Origin of the sequence: Vibrio furnissii CIP 102972, from assembly GCF_000176175.1 — a bacterium.
GTDB lineage: Bacteria > Pseudomonadota > Gammaproteobacteria > Enterobacterales > Vibrionaceae > Vibrio > Vibrio furnissii.
In genome coordinates, this window is record NZ_ACZP01000014.1 from 1,579,364 (window position 1) to 1,600,457 (window position 21,094).

Below are 21,094 nucleotides of genomic sequence, written 5' to 3' on the forward strand. Positions count from 1 at the left end.
GCGCGCCATTTCCCTCGCTGATTGGCTACACTGAACGATCTAGCGTACAATGCTTCCCATTTCGTATTCACGTCTAATTACTTGTGACATTTACTGGTACATTAGACCCAAAATAAGACTTATTTTTCAAATGGTTAACAACAATATCCAATGGTTTCCTGGCCACATGCACAAAGCGCGCAAGGAGATCGAAGAAGCGATTCCTCAGGTCGATGTGATCATCGAAGTACTCGATGCGCGCATTCCTTTCAGCAGCGAAAACCCCATGATTTCACAACTACGTGGCGAAAAACCCGTGGTGAAAGTGCTGAACAAACGCGACCTCGCCGATCCGGAACTGACCGAACTTTGGATTGAACACCTAGAAAAAGAGAAAGGTGTGAAAGCGATGGCGATCACCACGTCCAATGCTCAGGAAGTGCATAAGATCCTCGATTTGTGCCGCAAATTGGCGCCGCATCGCGAAGAGATTGGCAAAAATATTCGCACGATGATCATGGGCATTCCAAACGTGGGTAAATCGACCATAATCAACACGTTGGCGGGTCGTGTGATTGCCCAAACTGGCAACCAACCTGCGGTCACTCGTCGCCAACAACGCATCAACCTGCAAAACGGCATCGTGCTGTCTGACACACCGGGAATTCTGTGGCCAAAAGTTGAAAACCCACACAGTGGTTTTCGTTTAGCGGCAACAGGCGCGGTCAAAGATACGGCCATGGAATACGATGAAGTGGCGTTCTACACTGTGGAATATTTGGCGGCGCACTACCCTGAGAAACTCAAAGAACGCTACCAAATTGACGAGTCACCAGAATCTGATGTGGAATGGATGGAAGCCATCGGCCGCAAACGTGGCGCATTGCGTGCTGGCGCGCGTGTTGACCTGCACAAAGCATCTGAAATTCTGCTGCACGAACTTCGCCAAGGCATCATCGGTCAAATCACGCTGGAACTTCCTGAGATGATTACGCAAGAGCTGATCGAAGTTGAAATCGAAGAAGCACGTAAAGCCGAAGAGAAAGCGAAAATTAAAGAAGAGCGCCGTAAGCGCTACCTGCGTAACAAGCGTTAATCACGCAGCTTTATGTGCCCCTCATCGAGCGGTACATTATGGGATGAAAAAAGGGCGATGTGAAATCGCCCTTTCTGTTTGCTGTCGCCCTATTTGTTTGCTATCGCTCAGTTTGATTCCTAAAGCTCAATCTTGTTGCAGGCATTCAACCCTGTTGATGCTCAGCGTGACGATTTTTCAATGCCCGCCAGTTGCAGCAAAATGTCTTCCAGCTGTTGCCACGGCATAGGCTGTGAATCAATCACTTCAATGCGGGATTCAAAACCATCTAAGCTCATTTCATTCACCGACACCACGCGATTGGCGACGTTAAACGCATAACACCCACGCTCGGTGTTGACGACCGCTTTGATGCGCTCTGCCGTCAGATCACTGAACAGTGAAAACAGATCGTCAAATGGGAATTGGTATTCCGCGCCAAACAACCATCCACAACTGAAATAGCCTTGACCTTTGTTCTCACGACGTAGGTACGCTTGTTGTGGCGCCAATTGGAATTGCGGTTCCAATGCGGCATGGTGATGATGGTGCGATTCTACATGGCTCGATGCACCGTTTTCCAATCGCTCAATGTCGAGCACTTCTAAAGGCAGTTGTCCTTGCGTCACCAATTGATGGAACACTTTGGCGGGTGTTTGATCGGTGACCCAGTCGTTAAAAGCATCGATATCGTCGGCGCTGCAGGCATCGACCTTGTTGCCAATGACAACATCCGCACAGCCGAGTTGGTCGTTGAAATTCTGATTCGAGGTGTATTTTTCATCACGCAAATTGCGTGGGTCCACCAACGCAATCGTTGCTTTTAAATCCACATGGTCTTGATATTGCGCCGAGGTCAACGTCGCCACAACTTGTTTCGGGTGGCCAAGCCCGGTCGGTTCGATGATGAGACGATCCGGCTTTTGACGCAACAATGCGTTGATGCCCACCGACATTGGCACGCCCGCCGTACAGCACATGCAGCCGCCCGGCACTTCTTTGATCAATGCCCCTTGGTCAGACATCATGGCGCCATCAATGCCGATTTCGCCAAATTCATTGACCAACACCGCCCAGTTTTCATGCGACGGTTTATTCTTGAGCAGGTTGAGAATCGTTGTCGTTTTCCCCACACCGAGGAAACCCGTAATGATATTGGTAGGAACTTTTGTTGTCATTGGTCACTCCTTTTCACGGAGTATACCGAGGAAGATGTGTCAGAGTACACCCTGGAAATGCGGAGACGTCAAAACAGCAAAAGGCGCACTACAATGAGCGCGCCTCGATCCTCGTCACTCAATCGTGAGTCTGCGAGTCGGGATGTCTATAGATGCAAGCCGACTATGTACGAGGTTATTTGATTTGAATTATTTTTGATTCCATCCAAATTGTAGGTAAGGCATTCATATCCTCCATAAGAAATGTTCAAATCTGCCTTACCACTTAACTATGGTTCATTTCGCTCAGAAAACAAGTTTTCATAGCAACTTTTTAATGCAAATCACGAATTAGTCAGAACATTTAATAAATCAATCATATGTGAAATTCAATATTGCAACTTTGTCGCTATAGTTGGATGATGTGGCGCGTATAATTCTAGGCCATCCCCCCTATATCATCCCATATCGAATCCTGAGGCCCTTTTTACATGACCAAGAGAGAGAAATTTAAACACAGTTTACTCGCCAAAGTACCCAAAGACGCCATCAATCAATTTCTCTCTAAAGACAAAACCCCCATCTCAGTCCTCTTCATGGCTTTGATCGTCGGTATTCTGTCCGGTCTGGTTGGCACCTACTTTGAACACGCCGTACATCTGGTCTCAGAAACTCGTACTGAATGGCTGAAAAGCGAAATTGGCAATATGTTGCCCTTGTGGCTCGCTGCGTTTTTGATCAGTGCCGCGCTTGCTTTCATCGGTTATTTTTTAGTGCACCGGTTCGCGCCAGAAGCTGCTGGCTCCGGGATCCCGGAGATTGAAGGGGCAATGGACGGCATGCGTCCCGTGCGTTGGTGGCGTGTGCTGCCGGTCAAATTCTTTGGTGGGATGGGCGCGCTGGGTTCCGGTATGGTGCTTGGCCGTGAAGGGCCAACCGTGCAAATGGGTGGTGCCATCGGTCGTATGGTGACCGACATCTTCCGCATTAAGAACGAGGATACTCGTCACTCATTGCTTGCTTCTGGTGCAGCAGGTGGTCTATCGGCAGCTTTTAACGCCCCGCTGGCTGGCATCATGTTTGTGATTGAAGAGATGCGCCCCCAGTTTCGTTATTCCCTGATTTCCGTACGCGCCGTCATTATCTCTTCTGTTGCGGCAAACATTGTGTTTCGCTTGGTCAACAGCCAAGACGCTGTGATTTCAATGCCGCAATATCAAGCGCCCAGTTTGCCCACGTTAGCGCTGTTTTTGTTGCTTGGCGTGTTGTTTGGCATCTTCGGCGTGCTGTTCAACAGCATGATCACGCGCGCGCAAGACATCTTTGTGAAAATTCACCGCAACGACCGTAAACGTTACTTGATTACCGGTTCGCTGCTGGGCGGCTGTTTTGGCCTGACGCTGCTTTACATTCCTGAGCTGACTGGCGGTGGTATCTCATTGATTCCAACCATCACCAATGGGGGCTACAGCGCAAACATTCTATTATTGCTGTTTGTCGGCCGTGTCCTCACCACCCTGCTCTGTTTTGGTTCTGGTGCGCCGGGCGGCATCTTTGCGCCCATGTTGGCACTTGGCACCCTGTTTGGCTATGCGTTTGGTTTGATTGCCAAAAGCTTGTTGCCAGAATTGGACATCGAACCGGGTATGTTCGCAATCGCAGGTATGGGAGCCCTATTCGCCGCGACCGTTCGCGCCCCAATCACTGGCATTCTGCTGGTGATTGAGATGACCAACAACTACTACCTGATCCTACCGTTGATCATTACCAGCTTGGGTGCCGTGATTTTTGCGCAGATGTTTGGTGGCCAGCCAATTTACAGCCAGTTGTTACATCGAACACTGAAAAACGAAAAACTTCGACAGCAAGATTTACCCCAGCAGGAATAACTTTGTTTACTATTTTGTGACTGTAACGCACCGAATTGTTGAACAAAATTATCGAATTCTTGTTAGAATCGCCGCGGACTTAAGATTGAGTCCGCGGCGATTGTTTTTTCGACATTTAGAACCTTTTCGCCGCTGATAGACATCATTAAAAGGGAGTTTGATGTTGAACTGGAAAAGGCTGATTCAGGTACAAAATGTTCCTCCGTCGCAAGCTGCGCTGGCGCTCGGTGTCATTGGTCTGGGCCAAGCGTGGGCGCTCTATTTGCCGCAAGTCGGCCTTGTTTTGCGTCCTTACATGGTCATCGCCGGTGCCATTCTTCTTTTGCCTGTTCTCGCCCGTTATCTCACCAGTTATTCAACGTTCATCAACGACATTCGTCATCCGCTTTCGGGTAGCCTGATGGCACCGATGAGCATGGCACTCTTGATCCTGTGTGACTATTTGGCCGTCATCTCTCCGACCATCGCTTACCCCATCTGGGCGATTGCGCTGCTGCTGCACTTCACCATGATGATGCTGTTTTTCAGCTTTCAGTTACTCGATTTTAAAATGTCGAACATAGTACCCAGTTGGTTTCTCTATCCGGTCGGGCTGATCAGTAGTTCGTTGGCGGGCACCCAGTTTGGTCACACCGTATTTTCAGAAACCTTGGTAACCGTGTGCATCGGCATTTACTTTTTTATGTTACCGCTGGTGCTGTATCGTTTGGTGTTTGAAGGCATGTTACCTCGACGTGCTCGACCGACCTTGGCCATCATGGCCGCCCCCATCAACCTCACCCTTGCCAGCTACCTGGTGAACTTCCCCAACCCCGACCCGATTCTAACGGGCGCATTGGCAGGCATTGCCATCACCATGACCTTGCTCATCTACCTCTGCTACATCCGTCTGCTGAGACTCAAGTTTCAACCGTCCATCGCCGCGGTCACTTTTCCATCCGTGATCAGTGCCATTGCCATGCATCGATTGACCAGCTTTTTCCACGATCAGTTTCCTCACTGGCATTGGCTGCATCACTTTGGCTTATTCGAATTAAGCGTTGCAACAGGATTGGTTATTTGGGTTTCGTATGGTTACGTTAAAATGTACTGGCCAGAGATATTCCCAAAAGCGCAATAATAATTCTTCGTTAGATTTATTTACTATTAAAAAGCAATAGAAATAAATGTCTCAGTCTCGCCGAGCGTAATGTTTATGGAAAAATAGCAAATCCAATATAACTCAATTTGTCGTTGCTCCCAAAACAATCAATTTTGGCAGGTGAAATTTAATTTAAACGCATCAATATATCCTTTGTCAGCTGGCATTAATTTTTAATTAGAAGGATATTTTCACCATGAAATCTGATGCCAAAAATAATCGGTTACCTGACTCGATTCAGGACCGTTTGAATTTCTTCGTTCGCGATTTAATTGAAAGCAATCAAAACGGTAAACATCTGGTATTAGGAAAGCGCCCCTCCCAAGGTGATATTGTTTTACAAAGTAACGATTACCTCAGCCTTGCCAACCATCCATTGATCAAGGCGCGTTTAAAACAGGCCATTGATACCACGCACGACAGTGTGTTTATGTCGGCTATTTTCTTACAAGATGATCAAACCAAACCTAGCCTAGAGCACCAACTGGCTGAGTTTGTCAATTTCGACTCGTGTCTGTTGTCTCAATCCGGTTGGAATGCCAATACGTCGCTACTGCAGACCGTCTGCGCACCAGGCAGCAATGTCTATATCGACTTCTTTGCGCACATGTCGATGTGGGAAGGTGCGCGTTATGCCAATGCGAACATTCATCCGTTCATGCATAACAATTGTGACCATCTGCGCAAACAGATCCAACGTCATGGCCCTGGGCTCATTGTGGTCGATTCCATCTACAGCACCATTGGTACGCTTGCGCCACTGACTGAATTGGTTCATATCGCCAAAGAGACTCAGTGCGCCATATTGGTCGATGAATCGCATTCACTTGGCACCCATGGCGATAAAGGCGCTGGCTTACTGGCGGAATTGGGGCTCTCCGATCAGGTCGATTTTATGACCGCGAGTTTGGCAAAAACATTTGCGTATCGTGCGGGGGTTATTTGGGCAAATAACAACGCGAATCAATGTATTCCTTTTGTGGGCTATCCGGCGATATTCAGCTCGACGATATTACCGTATGAAATAGCCGCATTAGAAGCCACATTAGAGGTCATTAAATCGGCCAATGATCGTCGCAAGAATTTATTTCGCAATGCACAACTATTATCACAAGGATTAAATAAAATTGGTATTCACATTCGCAGCCAATCCCAAATTATCGCATTGGAAACAGGCGATGAAAAAAATACAGAAAAGGTCCGTGATTATTTAGAAGACAATGGCGTTTTCGGCGCCGTATTTTGTCGACCGGCCACCTCGAAAACGAAAAATATTATTCGCTTGTCATTAACCAGTGCCGTTACGGAACAACAGATCGACCGCATTTTGTCGGTGTGTCAAAGCGCGGTAAAACGGGGGGATATGATCTTTAAATAAATTGGCCCATCCAATGCTGAGGAGACTTTTCGCATCGGCGGCGTTTTGAATCGGTGACGTTTCGAATCGATAGGATTTCGAATCAACCCACAACACGACTGTCTTGCAAATGGTCTCTCTGCAACGGATGCCTATCTCTAGCTCTGAGCTTCGGCTCAGAGCTAGATCCAATTGGCCAGTTTGCCCAGCAGCTTGTCTTTATCGGCCGGTTTAACGATGTAATCGTTCATGCCAGATTGGTGAATTTTCTCAATTGTCAGCGGGCTGTTATCCCCGGTATGGCCAACAATCGGAATATGGCAGTACGGCTTATTGGAATCCCGAATCACGCGCGTCGCTTCAATGCCATCAATGATCGGCATTTCAATGTCCATCAAAATCAGGTCGAACTCGTTGTGCTCCATTGCATCCAACGCCTGTTGACCATCATTAGCCTGCACCACTTCATAGCCCTGCTTTTCAAGCAGCAACGCCGTGAATGTGCGCAGTGATTGGTTGTCATCTACCACCAGAATACGGCGTTCATATTTCGGTTGTTTGATCGGCACAACATTGTGATCCGGTGCAACGTCATCCACCTCAAACAGCAGTTGATCGAGTTCTTTGTCGGTATCGAGCAGCAGTTGACGAATGTCTAAAGGTACGACCCGCAAATGGCGCTCAATATTGATGGGGTATGCGCGTTGCTTGTCGTAAAGGTAAACAATTTTGGCTTCGGTAAAATGCAGCTTGGTTTCCAGCTCGACTAATGACTGCCACTGATCGCCGATCTGCTCTAAATCCAGCAGAATAATGTCGTATTCAAACTCGTACTCTTCACGCGTTAACGCCTCGCTCAGCGTTGCGTGATGTAGGCGAAATCCTTGGTAAAACGCTTTCTCGCTTAGATGTCGGCTCATCAGCCCTTGCGTACCAACATACAACACCGATTTATTTTTCATTAAATCCAGTTTGATGTGTGAGACGCGTTCAGAGTGATATTGAGGAAAACTTAACGTGAACTCCGTCCATTCCCCCAGCACGGAGGCACAACGGATGTTGCCGCCGAACGACTTCATCACCTTGCGACAAAACGGCAAACCCAAACCATAACTGCCATTTTTGCCAAAGGTATAGAAGTCCTTAAAGATGTCATCCAAGCGGTCTGGGGCGATGCCCACGCCGTTGTCTCGCACGATGATGAGGTTTTCTTGGCCCCGAGTGATGAGCGTCACTTCGATATGAAAATGTTCACTGTTCTGATAATAAAAGGCATTTTTCAATAAATTGTAGAGGGCAAACTTCAGCAAGGTTTCACTGCCGAAATAGTCAAAATCGTTGATGGCATTGAGCGTGACGGCCTGACGATCCAACGCACGTTTGTACGAGAAGGAATGCAGGGCATGGTCAACCACCTCTTTGGCCGACAAACGCTTGAATGTTGAGGTCGAGACGCGATTTTCATCGATAGACGTGAGTAACAGGTCGATGGTTTCGTTCCCGGTGTGGATCACTTCGTCAGCGTTGCCCAAAATTTCATGCAGCAAAGTCAAATCCTGTCCATCGATGTATGCACCTTGGGTTGGATTGGCCGGCTGTGCGGGCAAAATCGAACGCAGCACATCAACCGACGATTTCAACGCACTGAGCGGGTTACGCATTTCATGTGCAATCCCGGCGCCAAAGGATTTCGCGATCGACACCTTCGACTCATGCGAGCTTTGGTTTCTGAAATAGAACAGATTTCCGAACACGTAAGTGAACAGAAAAATCGGCACATAAGGCCACAAAATGACATGCTGTGGTTCGTAATGTTGCAGCCAATACACGGCGCCATACGCCGCCGCGACGGATAACGCAGCTTGCGCCAGCATCACTTTGGTCTCATGAACCAGCAGAATATGTAGGAAGATGGATGCCATGAATGACATTGCCCACACCGTAGACCAATCGTTCATCAGCATCATATAGGCAAAGAAGAACGGCAAACAGAAGCCGATCATAAACAGGTAATAGTAAGGTAAGTAGCGCTGCCACAACTTCGGCACTGCGTTTCGAAACACAATGCCGCCAAACAGGCACGAACAGAAACTACGCAGCAGCAGCGATTCATAGGGCTGCGGAAACACATGCGCCCACACATAGTAGTAAAACGGAAAACCAATAAACCCCATCCACCCCACTAACGTGAGGTTCGGTTCAGCATATTGGTATATTTTCTTTACGACTTCCATGTGCTCTTACCAAACTCGACTCTAATAATTATTCGTATGATTGCATATTAAGATGCAAAGCGTATGACGGTAAGTGACTTTTTTCATGCTTTCTCATAAACAAGTAGCACAAAGCAAACCACATGCCTACTACAACCAGTTAAGCCACCAATTTGATCGAACTGCCGCGACCGCTGGTTTCCACGTCCAACCTGAGTGCAATTTGTTCTTTCAACTCAGTTACATGCGAGATAATCCCAATCGTTCTACCGCCCTGTTGCAGATCAACCAACGTTTGAATCGCCAGATCGAGTGACTCCGGATCCAAGCTGCCAAAGCCTTCATCAATAAACAGCGTGTCGAGGCGAATACCCCCGCTGTACGACTGCACCACGTCCGACAGCCCCAAAGCAAGCGACAACGCAGCCATGAAGGATTCACCGCCGGATAGCGTTGCCACATCGCGCCACTTTCCGGTGTAACCATCTTCAACCATCAAATCGAGGCCAGACCCTGCATTCCCTTTGGCACGCTCTTCCTTACGTTTTAGCAAATAGCGGCCTTTACTCATTCGCTGCAAACGTTGAGAGGCTTGAATCAACACGTCATCAAGCAAGACACCGAGTACAAAACGGTGCAAACTCACTTTCGCGCCGGTGCGACCATTAGCAATGTCACTTAACGTGCCGTAAACCTGATACGCTTTATCCAGTTCTGCATTTTTCGCGTACAACTGGGCCAGCTTCTGCTCGACCTGATTGAGGCTGTCCATGCGAGAAAGATGCACTTTCAACGCGTTAAACGCGCTATTCACCGCATCCTGTTGCGCAGTAAGCGACGCTTCCAATTGCGCCATTTGTGGTGGCGTCTGGTCTGCCAGCGCTTGTGTCAGGCTGTCCAATTTGCCTTTCAACGTGGCCAAGCTTTCGTCGTAACGGCGCACTTGTTCATCCAACGCCGCCAATGCGGCTTCATCCAACCTTGCGGCCAGATACGCTTCAGGATCGGCAAACGCCGTTGCACTGAGCGCCTGTTGCCATTGCACTTGCGTGCGTTGCTGCTCTTTGTCCCACGCTTGGTGCTGCTCGTTTGCGCTGCTCAGCGCCGCCAGCGCCGACGCACGTTGGTTCTGCGCTGTATTGAGCGCCGCGCGAGTTTGCTGCTCCGCTTCCACCAACGCTTTGACTTGTTTTTGAACCTGGCTGTATCGCTGGCGCACTTCATCTACGGTCTTGAAATCGGATGTAATGTCGCGTTGCAGATCATCGACACGCGTTTGCGCTTCCGTCATCGATTTCTCTGCTGTTTGACGTGCGGCATGGTGCGAATCCAAGGTGAGCTTCGCAGTAGCAAGGTTTGCTTCCAATTGCTGCAATTGCTGTTCAATCTGCGCAGGATTGATCGCGGACAAACGCGCGATTTCATCCGTCAATTGTTGTTGCTGATGCTGCAGTTCCGCCAGTTCTGCAATCGACTTCTCTTGCAGCGTGGTTTCTAACTGCGTCACATCTTGTTTGAGATGATGGTGCTCTGCGGCCATGGCCTCGTGCTGCTTCAACGCTTGCGTTTCTGCATTTGCAGCCACTTGTTGACGCTCACGCGCCTGTTGGACTTGTTCTTTTGTGACAACGTCACCAGAAAACTGTGCCAGATTCGGATGTGAATGACTGCCACATACCGGGCAAGCATCGCCTTCCTGAAGAATTTTTGCGAGTTCCGCCGCTTGATTGGTGTGCCACACGTATTCGCACTGATCCGCTTGTTGTTTGGCCAAGCGCGTCTGCTCCGTCGCCTCACGATACGCCGTTTCAGCGCGCGCCAAGAGTTTGGCTTTCTCGCCCAGTTGTTGAATAAGCTGGTTCAGGCGTGTGCGTCGTTCAATGTGGTCATTGACCAGATTCAAACTGGCGCGCTTGCTGTCGAGTGACGCAAACTGCAGTTGCGCCGCTTCTTTCTCGCTGCGCTTTGTCACAATCTGTTCTTCAAGCGATTGCAGCGCTTGCTCCGCCTGTTGAAACGCTTGTTGAATCCCGGTTAACGTTGACGATGCCTGACTCAACTCTTTCTGCCACTTATCTAACTCAGCAAACTTTTTGCCTGTGATTTCAAGTTGATGAAGCTGCGTATTGAGCGCATCCACTTGCTCGGCGTTTTTCAGCGCAGCCTGATAAGCCACGTCCGCGTTCGCAACCTGTGTTTCCGCCAGAGCAACAGCGTTGGTTTTCTCCGCAACAGCGGTTTGCGCCAACGTAAACTGCTTTTCAGCACTGCGCAGTTCGTTAAACGGCGAATCGAGACGCGCCGCCTGCAGCGCCTGCTGTTTGCGAGCGCGAATCGCATCCATCTCACTTTGCTTTGCTAATTCAGCGTGCAACGTGGTATCGAGCGTCGCTTTCTGGCTGAATTTTTGTTGCAGATCTAATGCAGCCGTGTGTTGCTGCTTTAATGCGTCCAGAGCTTTTTGCGCAGTTTGATACGCTTCATCCGCCGCTTTCAGCACAGGGGCCAGCTTCGTCTTTTCTTCTTGCAGCGCTTCTTCCGAGCTGACCGAAACTACATCTAGCGCGCCTTTGATTTGATTATCGAATTCGTCTTTTTCTTTGCGAATGCCCGCCGCACGCTCAAACAAGGTGCGTTCAATTTGCGTATAAATGTGCGTTTGGAACAGCTGACCAAAGATCTGCTCACGCTCTTTTGAATTGGCAATCAACAGTTCACGGAATTTGCCTTGCGGAATCACCATCACTTGGCGGAACTGTTTCACGTCCAAACCAATCAGATCCACCATGGCTTTCGCGACCGGATTAGGACGATTCGCAATCAGCTTTTCTTCCCCATCCACCCACTCACACAATGTGGCACTGTGAGCTTTTTTGGTGGTGCCTTCTCCGCGTTTTTTCGGCACGTCTTGATCCGGGCTACGAGTCACGTTAAACACACGTCCGCCCAGTTCAAAGCTAAATTGAATTTCGGTGATCACCCCTTCGTCGGCGTAGTCACAGCGCATTTGGTCGCCCGTACGTTCGCTGCCAGTCGTCTCGCCATACAAAGCGTAACAAATGGCATCGAGAATTGAGCTTTTACCCGCGCCCGTTGGGCCATTGATCAAAAACAGCGGCGCGTGCCCCAGTTGGGTAAAGTCGACCACTTCTTGCGACGCAAACGGGCCGAATCCTTGCAAAGTCAGTTTAATCGGGCGCATAAATCAATGTTGCTCCGCTTGCTTGAGAGACTGAATCACGTCGGCCATGGCCGATTCTTGTTGCTCGGTGAGCGCTTCTTGCTTCGCTTCAAGGAAGAAATCGCGGAACATGTCCATTTCACCGCGTGCCAAACGTGCGCGGCCCATTTCCTGATCCACACCAATCAGCATGCCCGGTTTTTCGAGGTGCAAAACGTTGGGATACACCTTTCGCAACTTATCCATCGGATCCAAAATCGCGTGTTTGTCTTGCAAACGCACCAACAAGTAATCGTGATGGTGGGGGTCAGTTTTCCCTTGCGCCAGCAAGTCATCCAGTTCACCTTCGATGATGCGCATGTCATGTGGCGCATTCAGCGGAATCTGCTGCGCAGACACAAAACCGGCGTCGTTGAATTCCACCAATGTCATGCCTTTTTTCTGATGCTGCTCGGAGAAACTGTATTTCATCAACGAGCCAGAATAGCGGATATGCGCTTCACCTTTTTGCTGTGGCTGATGCAAATGCCCTAACGCCACGTAGTCAAAGCTCGAAAAATGTTCATGATTGACCCGATCGGAACCACCAATCGACAGCGGTCGCTCTGACTCGGATTCCATCGCCCCATCCACAAAGCAGTGACTGATTAATACGTGACGTTGTGACGGATTCAATGCCGCTTTGATTTGCTCGCACAGAAACTGATGCGCGTCATCATGGGTGGTGACGATGGTTTGATAATGATGACGAACCTGCTCTGGGTCGTTGTAAGGCATGCCATAAAACGCTACTTCACCCGCCTGCGGCGAGGATAAAACAACGGGCGTCATCATCTGTTCAAAATCGCTGATGATGTGCAAACCCGCATTTTTCATCTGTTTAGCAGCAAAACCAAGGCGCTTGGCACCATCGTGGTTACCCGGAATCACAATCATCGGAATCGACAATTCCGTACAAATGCGGCTGACCACGTCATCCAACAGTTCAATCGCAATGGTCGGCGGTACAGAACGGTCATACACATCCCCCGCCACAATGACGGCATCAACGGGATTATTTTCTAAATAATCAATTAATTGATTGAGGACGTAACGCTGATCTTCTAGAAGAGACACATTGTGAAATTGGCGACCTAAGTGCCAATCAGAGGTGTGAAGAAACTTCATTCCTAGCCTGTTGAACGAATATCTATGAGTAATTTGTGCTTATGATACTCGTTTTGACTGGAAATGCGATGCATGAAGGGAAAAGATTGAAGATAGATCGTCCCCTGCGGCACTAGGTGTCGCTGGGTTTCAATGCTCAAGGGGCATCAATGACTAAACATTCACGCCCAAGGTTGCGCGATGTGATCACGCGCGAACTTTTAAGCGACGCGGCACCAGTTCCACCCCCGTCTGATAACGTTTTGCAGAAGCGTTCAGCGCCAGCGCTAACGCACTGTCCGCAATAACCTCAAATTGCTGTGGCAGTGAGTTGATTTTAAGCGGCAGAAAATCAAGCAAGCGATTATCACCAAAGGTTGCTAAGCGGACGTTTTGCATTAATGCCGGATGCGCAAGCAGCACATCTAAAATCCCCTCAAGCAGCGTGTAAGATGTTGCCACCACCGCATCAGGTACATCACCCGCAGCCACCCATTGTTCAAACACGCGGCGGCCTTCGTTCCGGTTAAAGTGCTCCCCATAACCCACTTTCGCGGCGATTTGATTAACCTTTAACGCAGACTCAAACCCCAACTGACGTTCTTGGGAGATATTCAGTTCAGGAAGTGCGCCCACCAACCCGACCGTTTTGACGTTGGCATTGAGCAGTGAATTGGTCAGCTCAAATGCCGCGCCAAAATCTTCGCTAATCACACAGGCGAAGTATTCATCATCTAACGGACGGTCAATGGCGATCACCGGCGTCCCTGAGTTTTGCATTTTCAGATAGAACTCGCTGGCATTGGGCATCGTGCTGGCGACAAACAACGCATCGATTCGACGTGACACCAAGGCATCCGCGACACTCATTTCGGTTTCAGGGTCGTCATCGGAACATGCAATCAGAATCTGATAACCAGCTTTGCGCGAATTCTGCTCGAGCAATTTCGCGAGTTTGGCGTAACTGGTGTTTTCCAAGTCAGGAATGATCAAACCAAAGGAGCGACTGTTTCCTGCCCGCAACGCTGATGCGGCGTGATCGGGACGGTAATTGTGCGCATCCACCACCGCCATGACCTTTTGCTGTGTCTTTTCGCTAATTCGATATTTATGTGCCTTGCCGTTGATCACATAGCTTGCGGTCGTTTTCGACACACCAGCCAACTTAGCAATTTCATCTAGTGTCATATCCAGTACTCAGGTTATGTGCGGCGGATCATAGAAATAACCTTTCGATCCTTGATGGTGTTGAATTATACGCTGAATCGATTCAGTATTGAAGCTGAAAGGATTCAGCAAAATCTCAAATTGATAGCGATGTCGAGTTTTTGGAGCTTTTAGCTTTTTTAAACTACACCTATAACAGCAAATGATTTCGCCGGTTGGTGGTTTTGCTGAATTTTTTGAACTAAATGCTGAACCGATTCAGCAAGTATTATAAAGCAGGGTAACACCTGACACCGCAATTGCCATGCGGTGACAACAAAAAACGCCGTCACATGGCGTAATAAAAGGGGCCAAACATGCTGCAACTCTCTCAAAACGACATCCAACTGGCGCAAGCACAGTCAAACAAGTTGGATGCCATCCGCTCAATCGCTGCTGATCTCGCGGCCAAAGGTTTAGTCGAGGCAGGCTACGTCGAAGGCATGCTTAACCGCGAAGCACAAAACTCAACCTTTTTGGGCAATGGTATTGCCATCCCCCACGGCACAACCGACACCCGTGATCTCGTGAAAGAAACAGGCGTCGCTGTACACCACTTCCCTGCGGGGGTGGATTGGGGCGACGGCAACACGGTTTACGTGGCTATTGGCATCGCTGCAAAATCAGATGAACACTTGGGCATTCTGAAACAGTTGACCAAAGTTTTGTCTGCAGATGGTGTGGAAGAGAAGCTGAAACAAGCGAAAACCGAAAACGACATCATTGCCCTGCTGAACGGCGACGTGCAATTTGACGCTGATTTTGATGCCTCATTGATTCAATTGCTGTTCCCAGCAAGTGACATGGTGCAAATGAGCGCCGTGGCTGGCGGCCTGCTGAAAAACACCGGTTGTGCTGAAGCAGAATTCGTTGCGGATTTGGTCACCAAAGCGTCGACACATCTGGGTAAAGGCTTGTGGCTGGTTAGCAGCAATAAAGCAGTCAAACGCACCGGCATGTCTTTTGTTTCCACAGCGAACGATTGCGAATACGACGGCGTTGCGGTGAAAGCGCTGATTGCGTTTGCAGCATGTAACAGTGCGCACCAAGCGTTCCTCAACAAAATCTCAGACATCGTGTTTAAGCAACAGCAAGAAAAACTGCTGAGCGCCTCAGCTGAAGCGCTGGTTGCCCTATTCACACAGGATGAACAAGACGCCCCTGCGGCTGCCGGTGAAGGCAATGTGGCCGTCTTCAAAATCAAAAACTCGCACGGCCTTCATGCTCGCCCAGGCGCGATGTTGGTGGCTGAAGCGAAGAAATTCGAATCAAACATTAAAGTCTCTAACCTGGATGGTGACGGCAAAGCAGTGAACGCGAAGAGCTTGATGAAAGTGATCGCGCTCGGCGTAAAACACGGTCACCAACTGCAATTTATCGCAGAAGGCCCAGATGCAGCACAGGCGCTGGAATCGATTGGCGCAGCCATCAATTCTGGCCTCGGTGAGTAAGGAGCGCGACATGACAAATAAAGTCGTCACCATCACACTGAACCCAGCGCTGGATCTAACCGGTAGCCTAAGCACACTCAACGTTGGCTCCGTCAGCTTGGTCAAAGAAGGTAACCTTCATGCCGCGGGTAAAGGGGTGAACGTTGCCAAAGTGCTGAGCGATCTCGGTGCAGAAGTCACCGTGACCGGTTTCCTAGGCCGTGATAACCAAGAAATGTTCTGCCAACTGTTTGCTGACATGGGCGCGAATGACCAATTCGTTCGTATCAATGGCGCAACGCGCATCAACGTCAAACTGGTAGAAGCCAGTGGTGAAGTGAGTGACATCAACTTCCCCGGCATTCAAGTGTTGCCAGAAGACATTGCCGTGTTTGAACGCACACTGATGGCATTGGCCGAAGAGCACGAATACTTCGTCATGGCCGGTAGCTTGCCGTCTGGCGTGTCGCCTGAGTTGTGTGCCTCGTGGATTGAAAAACTGCACAGCATGGGCAAAAAAGTGTTGTTTGATAGCAGCCGCGATGCGTTGGCCGCAGGCCTCAACGCGCAACCTTGGTTGATTAAACCAAACGACGAAGAGCTTTCTCAATTCGTGGGGCGTGAACTGCATACCCCACAAGAATGCCGCAGCGCCGCCGAACATCTGGCCGACAAAGGCATTGAGAATATTGTGGTATCCATGGGTGCAGACGGCACCATGTGGTTCAACCAAGGCGTATGGCTTCATGCGAAGCCGCCTCGTATGTCTGTCGTCAGTACCGTAGGTGCGGGCGACACACTGGTGGCCGGTTTATGCTGGGGCCACATGCAAGCGATGAATAAAGAAGAACTGATCACGTTTGCCACTGCCCTCTCTGCCCTTGCGGTTACGCAGGTGGGTGTCGGTGTGCCAAACGCTGAACAATTAGTCACCCTACAACAACAAATCCAATTACAACCCGTTAGTGTTGCCGCTAACGACTAAGGACAGAAGGTCGCATCTATGAATATTGCCATTATTACTGCATGCCCGAGCGGCGTTGCAAATAGCATTATCGCTGCTGGTCTACTAGAACAGGCAGCCAAATCCCTGAACTGGACAGCCGCGGTGGAATGCCATTCATCCGTGCTGGAAGGACACACCCTCACTGACGCCGAAATTGCGGCAGCGGAACTGGTGATTGTCGCGGCAAACACGCCCGTCGACACCACACGCTTCGTGGGCAAAAATGTCTACCAAAGCGACATTTCAGCGTGCACCAGCGATCCTGTCGCGTACCTGAAAGCCGCAGCGGAGCAAGCCAGCGAGCTTTCTGCTTCGGCAGCAACCACGTTTGCAGCGCCAGCAGCGTCTGCGCCGGAAAGCGCCAAGAAGATCGTCGCCATCACCGCTTGTCCAACAGGTGTCGCGCATACGTTCATGGCGGCAGAAGCCTTGGAAGAAGAAGGTAAACGTCGCGGTTACCAAATTAAAGTGGAAACTCGCGGCTCAGTTGGGGCAAAAAACCAACTGACTGACCAAGAAATTGCCGATGCTGATTTGGTCATCATCGCAGCCGACATCGAAGTTCCTCTGGATCGTTTCAACGGTAAGAAAATGTACCGCACGAAAACAGGTCCTGCACTGAAGAAAACTGCTGAAGAGATGGACAAAGCGTTCGTACAAGCCACGGTTTATCAACACGCGGGTTCGGCCAATGCGTCTGCTGCAACTGAAGAGAAAAAAGGCGTCTATAAACACCTGATGACCGGCGTGTCACACATGCTACCTGTGGTGGTTGCTGGTGGTTTGATCATCGCACTCTCCTTCGTATTCGGTATCGAAGCGTTTAAAGAAGAAGGCACACTGGCTGCTGCGCTGATGTCCATCGGTGGTGGCTCTGCTTTCGCACTGATGATTCCGGTGCTTGCTGGTTACATTGCGTTCTCCATCGCTGACCGTCCGGGCCTTGCTCCGGGTTTGATCGGCGGTATGTTGGCAAGTTCAATTGGTTCTGGCTTCTTGGGCGGTATCGCAGCAGGTTTCATCGCGGGTTACTCTGCAAAATTCATTGCTGATAAAGTGCAACTTCCACAATCTATGGAAGCATTGAAACCTATCCTGATCATTCCGTTCCTCGCCAGTTTGGTCACAGGTTTGGTGATGATCTACGTTGTCGGTGGCCCGGTTGCTGGCATCATGTCTGCCATGACCGAGTTCCTCAACAACATGGGTTCAGCGAACGCGGTGTTGCTGGGTGTGATTCTTGGCGCCATGATGTGTTTCGACTTGGGTGGCCCAGTAAACAAAGCAGCATACACCTTTGGTGTGGGCTTGCTGGCATCACAAACTTACGCGCCAATGGCTGCCATCATGGCTGCTGGTATGGTGCCTGCGCTGGGTATGGGCTTGGCTACCTTCTTGGCTCGCGATAAGTTTGAACCAAGTGAACGTGAAGCGGGTAAAGCCTCTTTTGTTCTGGGTCTGTGCTTTATCTCTGAAGGCGCGATTCCATTTGCGGCGAAAGACCCAATGCGCGTGATTCCATCATGTATGGTGGGTGGTGCACTGACTGGTGCATTGTCTATGCTGTTCGGCGCCAAACTGATGGCACCACACGGCGGCCTGTTTGTACTGCTGATTCCAAATGCGATCAGCCCAGTCTTGATGTACTTGGTGGCGATTGCCGCAGGTACGGTAGTGACTGGTGTCGGTTACGCATTCCTGAAGTCTCGCGCTCAAGCCAAAGCCGCAGTGACTGCATAATTTTGATGAATTAAGCCAATTACCGATCTTGGCTAGCCAGTGAGTGATGCTCCTCTCACTGGCTTTTTTATTAGTGTCAATCCCCCACGCCGCCCCCTCACGTAAATGGCGGCCATGAAAAAGCCAGCATCTCTGCTGGCTTTTCTTTTTGCTTCGCGTGTATCGCTCGCTTATTTGTGTTTCGGCTGAACGTATTGACGGCCAACATCTACCACCGCAACATCTTTAAAGAAGCTACGTCCCAGCAAAACTGGGAAGGTTAAGTGCGTGCGGTCGGCCAGCGTGAATTCAGTTTTCTCTTTCAGGTCACCAATTTCAATCCATGCCATCACAATGGCGCGGCGCTGCGTGCTGTCGGAGCTCGACTGACGAATGTGCACCCAACGCTCAACGGGCAGGCTCACTTCTTCACTTTTAATGCCGTCATGCTCGATACGGAATTTCACCCAATCTTTACCATCGCGCTCAAATGGCGTGATATCGACGGCACTGATGGACGATGTGGTTGCGCCTGTATCAATGCGTGCACGAAAGGTTTCTTTCAACCCCGGAACATAGACCCACTCTTTTTCACCTAAAATGAGTTTACCATCCGATGTTTTCGTCGCTTTCAGCACCACGACTTCTTTCTTCACTGATTGGGTTTCTGATTTCTTACCGGCCTTATCCTTGGCGCTCTCGGTTGCTTCCTGCTTAGGTTGTTCAAATTGAGTCTGTTCCTTCTTCTCTGCATCCGCCGTACGCTCGGTTGGTGTTGTCACACACGCAACCAGACCGCCACTCAGCATCAAAGGAACCAGGAGTTTCCATTGTTGTTTCATTCATTCACCTAATCAAACTGCTAACTAACGTTATGAGACTTTAACTATCGCATCCGCCACATAAGGAATGTCTTTCTCCGTCAGACCTGCAATATTGATGCGGCCATCTGCCACACCGTAAATACCGAACTCTTCGCGTAAACGTGCCATCTGTTGTGGCGCGAAACCGAGGACAGTAAACATGCCCTTATGGCTTTCGATGAAGTCAAATTGTGACGTATTGTGTTGATTTCTCAACTCTTTACATAAGGTTTGACGAAGGCTTAACAAACGTTGTTGCATTTCACTCAGCTCTTGCTTCCAGATGGTTGTTAGCTGTTCGTTTTGTAACACCGTTTTGACAAGCGCCGCGCCGTGGTCCGGTGGCATGGTGTAAGTCGAGCGAGCCAGCGTCAACATTTTACCGCGCGCATTGGCGACATCGTTGGCCGTTTTGCCCAGCACGATCGCCACACCCGTGCGTTCACGATACAAACCAAAGTTCTTTGAACACGATGACGTCACCAACATCTCTTCGACATGGCTCGCCATGTGACGTAGCCCTTTTGCATCGTCGTCCAGACCATCACCAAATCCTTGATAAGCAATATCCACAAACGGAATGAACCCGTTTTTCTGCGACAGCGCGGTGATCGCTTGCCAAGCAGCAAAGTCGATATCTGCACCGGTTGGGTTGTGACAACAGCCGTGCAACAGCACCACATCTTTCGGGCCCGCGTGCGCAAGATCCGTCAACATGCGTTCAGTGTCGACCATCTTGGTCTCGCGACTGAAATAAGCGTAGTACTTCACTTTCAAGCCTGCCGCTTCCATCACCGGTTTGTGGTTCACATAACTCGGATCCGTGAGCCAGACCGTTGTTTCAGGCTGTGCCACACGCATGAGATCGCCCAACATACGCAGCGCACCACTCGCCCCTGGAGTTTGAATGGCAGTCACACGTTCTGTGACTAACGATTCCCCCAGCACAAGATTGAGCATGCTGCGGTTAAACTCTTCACAACCGGCGAGGCCAACGTAAGATTTGGTTTTCTGTGTGGATACGACGATGTCCTGTGCTTGTTGCACAGCGCGCATGATGGGCGTTTCGCCTTGGCTGTTTTTGTACACACCGATGCCGAGATCCACTTTTTCAGGACGAGGATCATTTCGGTAAGCAACGGACAAAGAGAGAATTGGATCTAAAGCTGGTGTTGGTAAGTGGGAAAACATGAAAGTCACAACCCTTTGAAATTCATCGTGACTTTCAGTAAACACTAGATAGGTAAAAACCTAAAGGTTTTTTTACAATTTGAAGTGGTGAATCACCTGATTGCTGCTGCCACGCCAGTGAAGGCTTGGGTCAGCCAGCTCTTTTTCGAACTTACCATCAATCAGTACGTCGATCAGGTCAACCAGCTCACGCTGTTCTGCACTCAATTCTGCCAACAGGTAACCCGTCCAGAGCCAGATATCTTTGCCCGGACACTCGCTTTTGACCCGCTTGACCAACTTCAACACCGATGCCACGTTTTGCGGATGCAGTGGATCGCCACCAGACAGCGACAAGCCACGACGTGGAATGCGGGTATCGTTGAGGTCATGGATGATTTGGTCTTCCAATGCTTGCGTAAATGGATGACCCGAATCCAACGACCAAGTACTTTGATTGTAACAACCGCGACACTGATGAACGCAGCCGGAAACGAACAGCGTACAGCGCGTTCCCAGCCCGTTAACCACATCAATCGGATAGTATTGATGATAATTCATA

The 21,094-nt window shown here is 49.7% G+C and carries 15 protein-coding genes; 7 read left to right on the plus strand and 8 right to left on the minus strand.

The features are described 5' to 3' along the window. The first annotated feature begins 130 nt into the window (after positions 1–130). Positions 131–1,075, plus strand: a complete 945-nt coding sequence (gene ylqF, locus VFA_RS17410; RefSeq protein ID WP_038152161.1) for a ribosome biogenesis GTPase YlqF — start codon at positions 131–133, stop codon at positions 1,073–1,075. Positions 1,076–1,236: 161 nt separating this feature from the next. Here ylqF and VFA_RS17415 read toward each other — a convergent pair whose 3' ends face one another. After that, positions 1,237–2,232, minus strand: coding sequence for a CobW family GTP-binding protein (locus tag VFA_RS17415; protein WP_004728182.1), 996 nt, complete (start codon positions 2,230–2,232; stop codon positions 1,237–1,239). Positions 2,233–2,702: 470 nt separating this feature from the next. On the opposite strand from VFA_RS17415, the gene clcA reads away from it, so the two are divergent. From clcA to cqsA, 3 genes are all read left to right on the plus strand, one after another. Beyond that, entirely contained in the window at positions 2,703–4,100 is a 1,398-nt protein-coding gene (gene clcA / locus VFA_RS17420; protein ID WP_004728183.1) for a H(+)/Cl(-) exchange transporter ClcA, read from the plus strand. Positions 4,101–4,263: 163 nt separating this feature from the next. Next, positions 4,264–5,220 (plus strand): TDT family transporter, encoded by a 957-nt coding sequence (locus VFA_RS17425; protein ID WP_455755251.1) that lies wholly within the window; start codon positions 4,264–4,266, stop codon positions 5,218–5,220. Positions 5,221–5,437: 217 nt separating this feature from the next. Continuing rightward, positions 5,438–6,619, plus strand: coding sequence for an alpha-hydroxyketone-type quorum-sensing autoinducer synthase (gene cqsA / locus VFA_RS17430; RefSeq protein WP_004728185.1), 1,182 nt, complete (start codon positions 5,438–5,440; stop codon positions 6,617–6,619). A gap of 161 nt (positions 6,620–6,780) precedes the next feature. On the opposite strand, the gene VFA_RS17435 is transcribed toward cqsA, so the two are convergent. The 4 genes from VFA_RS17435 to cra all read right to left on the minus strand — a co-directional run bounded on the left by VFA_RS17435 (position 6,781) and on the right by cra (position 14,326). Next, complete coding sequence (locus tag VFA_RS17435; RefSeq protein ID WP_004728186.1) at positions 6,781–8,832, minus strand: ATP-binding response regulator; 2,052 nt, start codon at positions 8,830–8,832, stop codon at positions 6,781–6,783. Positions 8,833–8,971: 139 nt separating this feature from the next. Then, a complete protein-coding gene (locus tag VFA_RS17440; RefSeq protein WP_004728187.1) occupies positions 8,972–12,013 on the minus strand; it encodes an AAA family ATPase in 3,042 nt (1,013 codons plus the stop codon). A gap of 3 nt (positions 12,014–12,016) precedes the next feature. After that, positions 12,017–13,159, minus strand: coding sequence for an exonuclease SbcCD subunit D (locus tag VFA_RS17445; RefSeq protein WP_004728188.1), 1,143 nt, complete (start codon positions 13,157–13,159; stop codon positions 12,017–12,019). A 186-nt stretch (positions 13,160–13,345) separates the two neighbouring features. Beyond that, a complete protein-coding gene (cra, locus tag VFA_RS17450; RefSeq protein WP_004728189.1) occupies positions 13,346–14,326 on the minus strand; it encodes a catabolite repressor/activator in 981 nt (326 codons plus the stop codon). 335 nt (positions 14,327–14,661) lie between these two features. On the opposite strand from cra, the gene fruB reads away from it, so the two are divergent. The 3 genes from fruB to fruA are packed head-to-tail and all read left to right on the plus strand — an operon-like array spanning position 14,662 to position 18,520. Continuing rightward, positions 14,662–15,795, plus strand: a complete 1,134-nt coding sequence (gene fruB / locus VFA_RS17455; RefSeq protein WP_004728190.1) for a fused PTS fructose transporter subunit IIA/HPr protein — start codon at positions 14,662–14,664, stop codon at positions 15,793–15,795. Positions 15,796–15,805: 10 nt separating this feature from the next. Beyond that, positions 15,806–16,759 carry a 1-phosphofructokinase gene (gene pfkB, locus VFA_RS17460; protein WP_004728191.1) on the plus strand — a complete coding sequence of 318 codons (954 nt, stop codon included), beginning with the start codon at positions 15,806–15,808 and terminating at the stop codon, positions 16,757–16,759. Positions 16,760–16,777: 18 nt separating this feature from the next. After that, positions 16,778–18,520 carry a PTS fructose transporter subunit IIBC gene (fruA, locus tag VFA_RS17465; protein WP_004728192.1) on the plus strand — a complete coding sequence of 581 codons (1,743 nt, stop codon included), beginning with the start codon at positions 16,778–16,780 and terminating at the stop codon, positions 18,518–18,520. Positions 18,521–18,690: 170 nt separating this feature from the next. On the opposite strand, the gene VFA_RS17470 is transcribed toward fruA, so the two are convergent. The 3 genes from VFA_RS17470 to nrdG form a co-directional block, all read right to left on the minus strand. Next, positions 18,691–19,341 carry an ATP-dependent zinc protease family protein gene (locus VFA_RS17470; RefSeq protein WP_004728193.1) on the minus strand — a complete coding sequence of 217 codons (651 nt, stop codon included), beginning with the start codon at positions 19,339–19,341 and terminating at the stop codon, positions 18,691–18,693. A 30-nt stretch (positions 19,342–19,371) separates the two neighbouring features. Beyond that, complete coding sequence (locus VFA_RS17475) at positions 19,372–20,553, minus strand: amino acid aminotransferase (RefSeq protein ID WP_004728194.1); 1,182 nt, start codon at positions 20,551–20,553, stop codon at positions 19,372–19,374. A 72-nt stretch (positions 20,554–20,625) separates the two neighbouring features. Continuing rightward, positions 20,626–21,093 (minus strand): anaerobic ribonucleoside-triphosphate reductase-activating protein, encoded by a 468-nt coding sequence (nrdG, locus tag VFA_RS17480; RefSeq protein WP_004728195.1) that lies wholly within the window; start codon positions 21,091–21,093, stop codon positions 20,626–20,628. Position 21,094 lies beyond the last annotated feature (1 nt).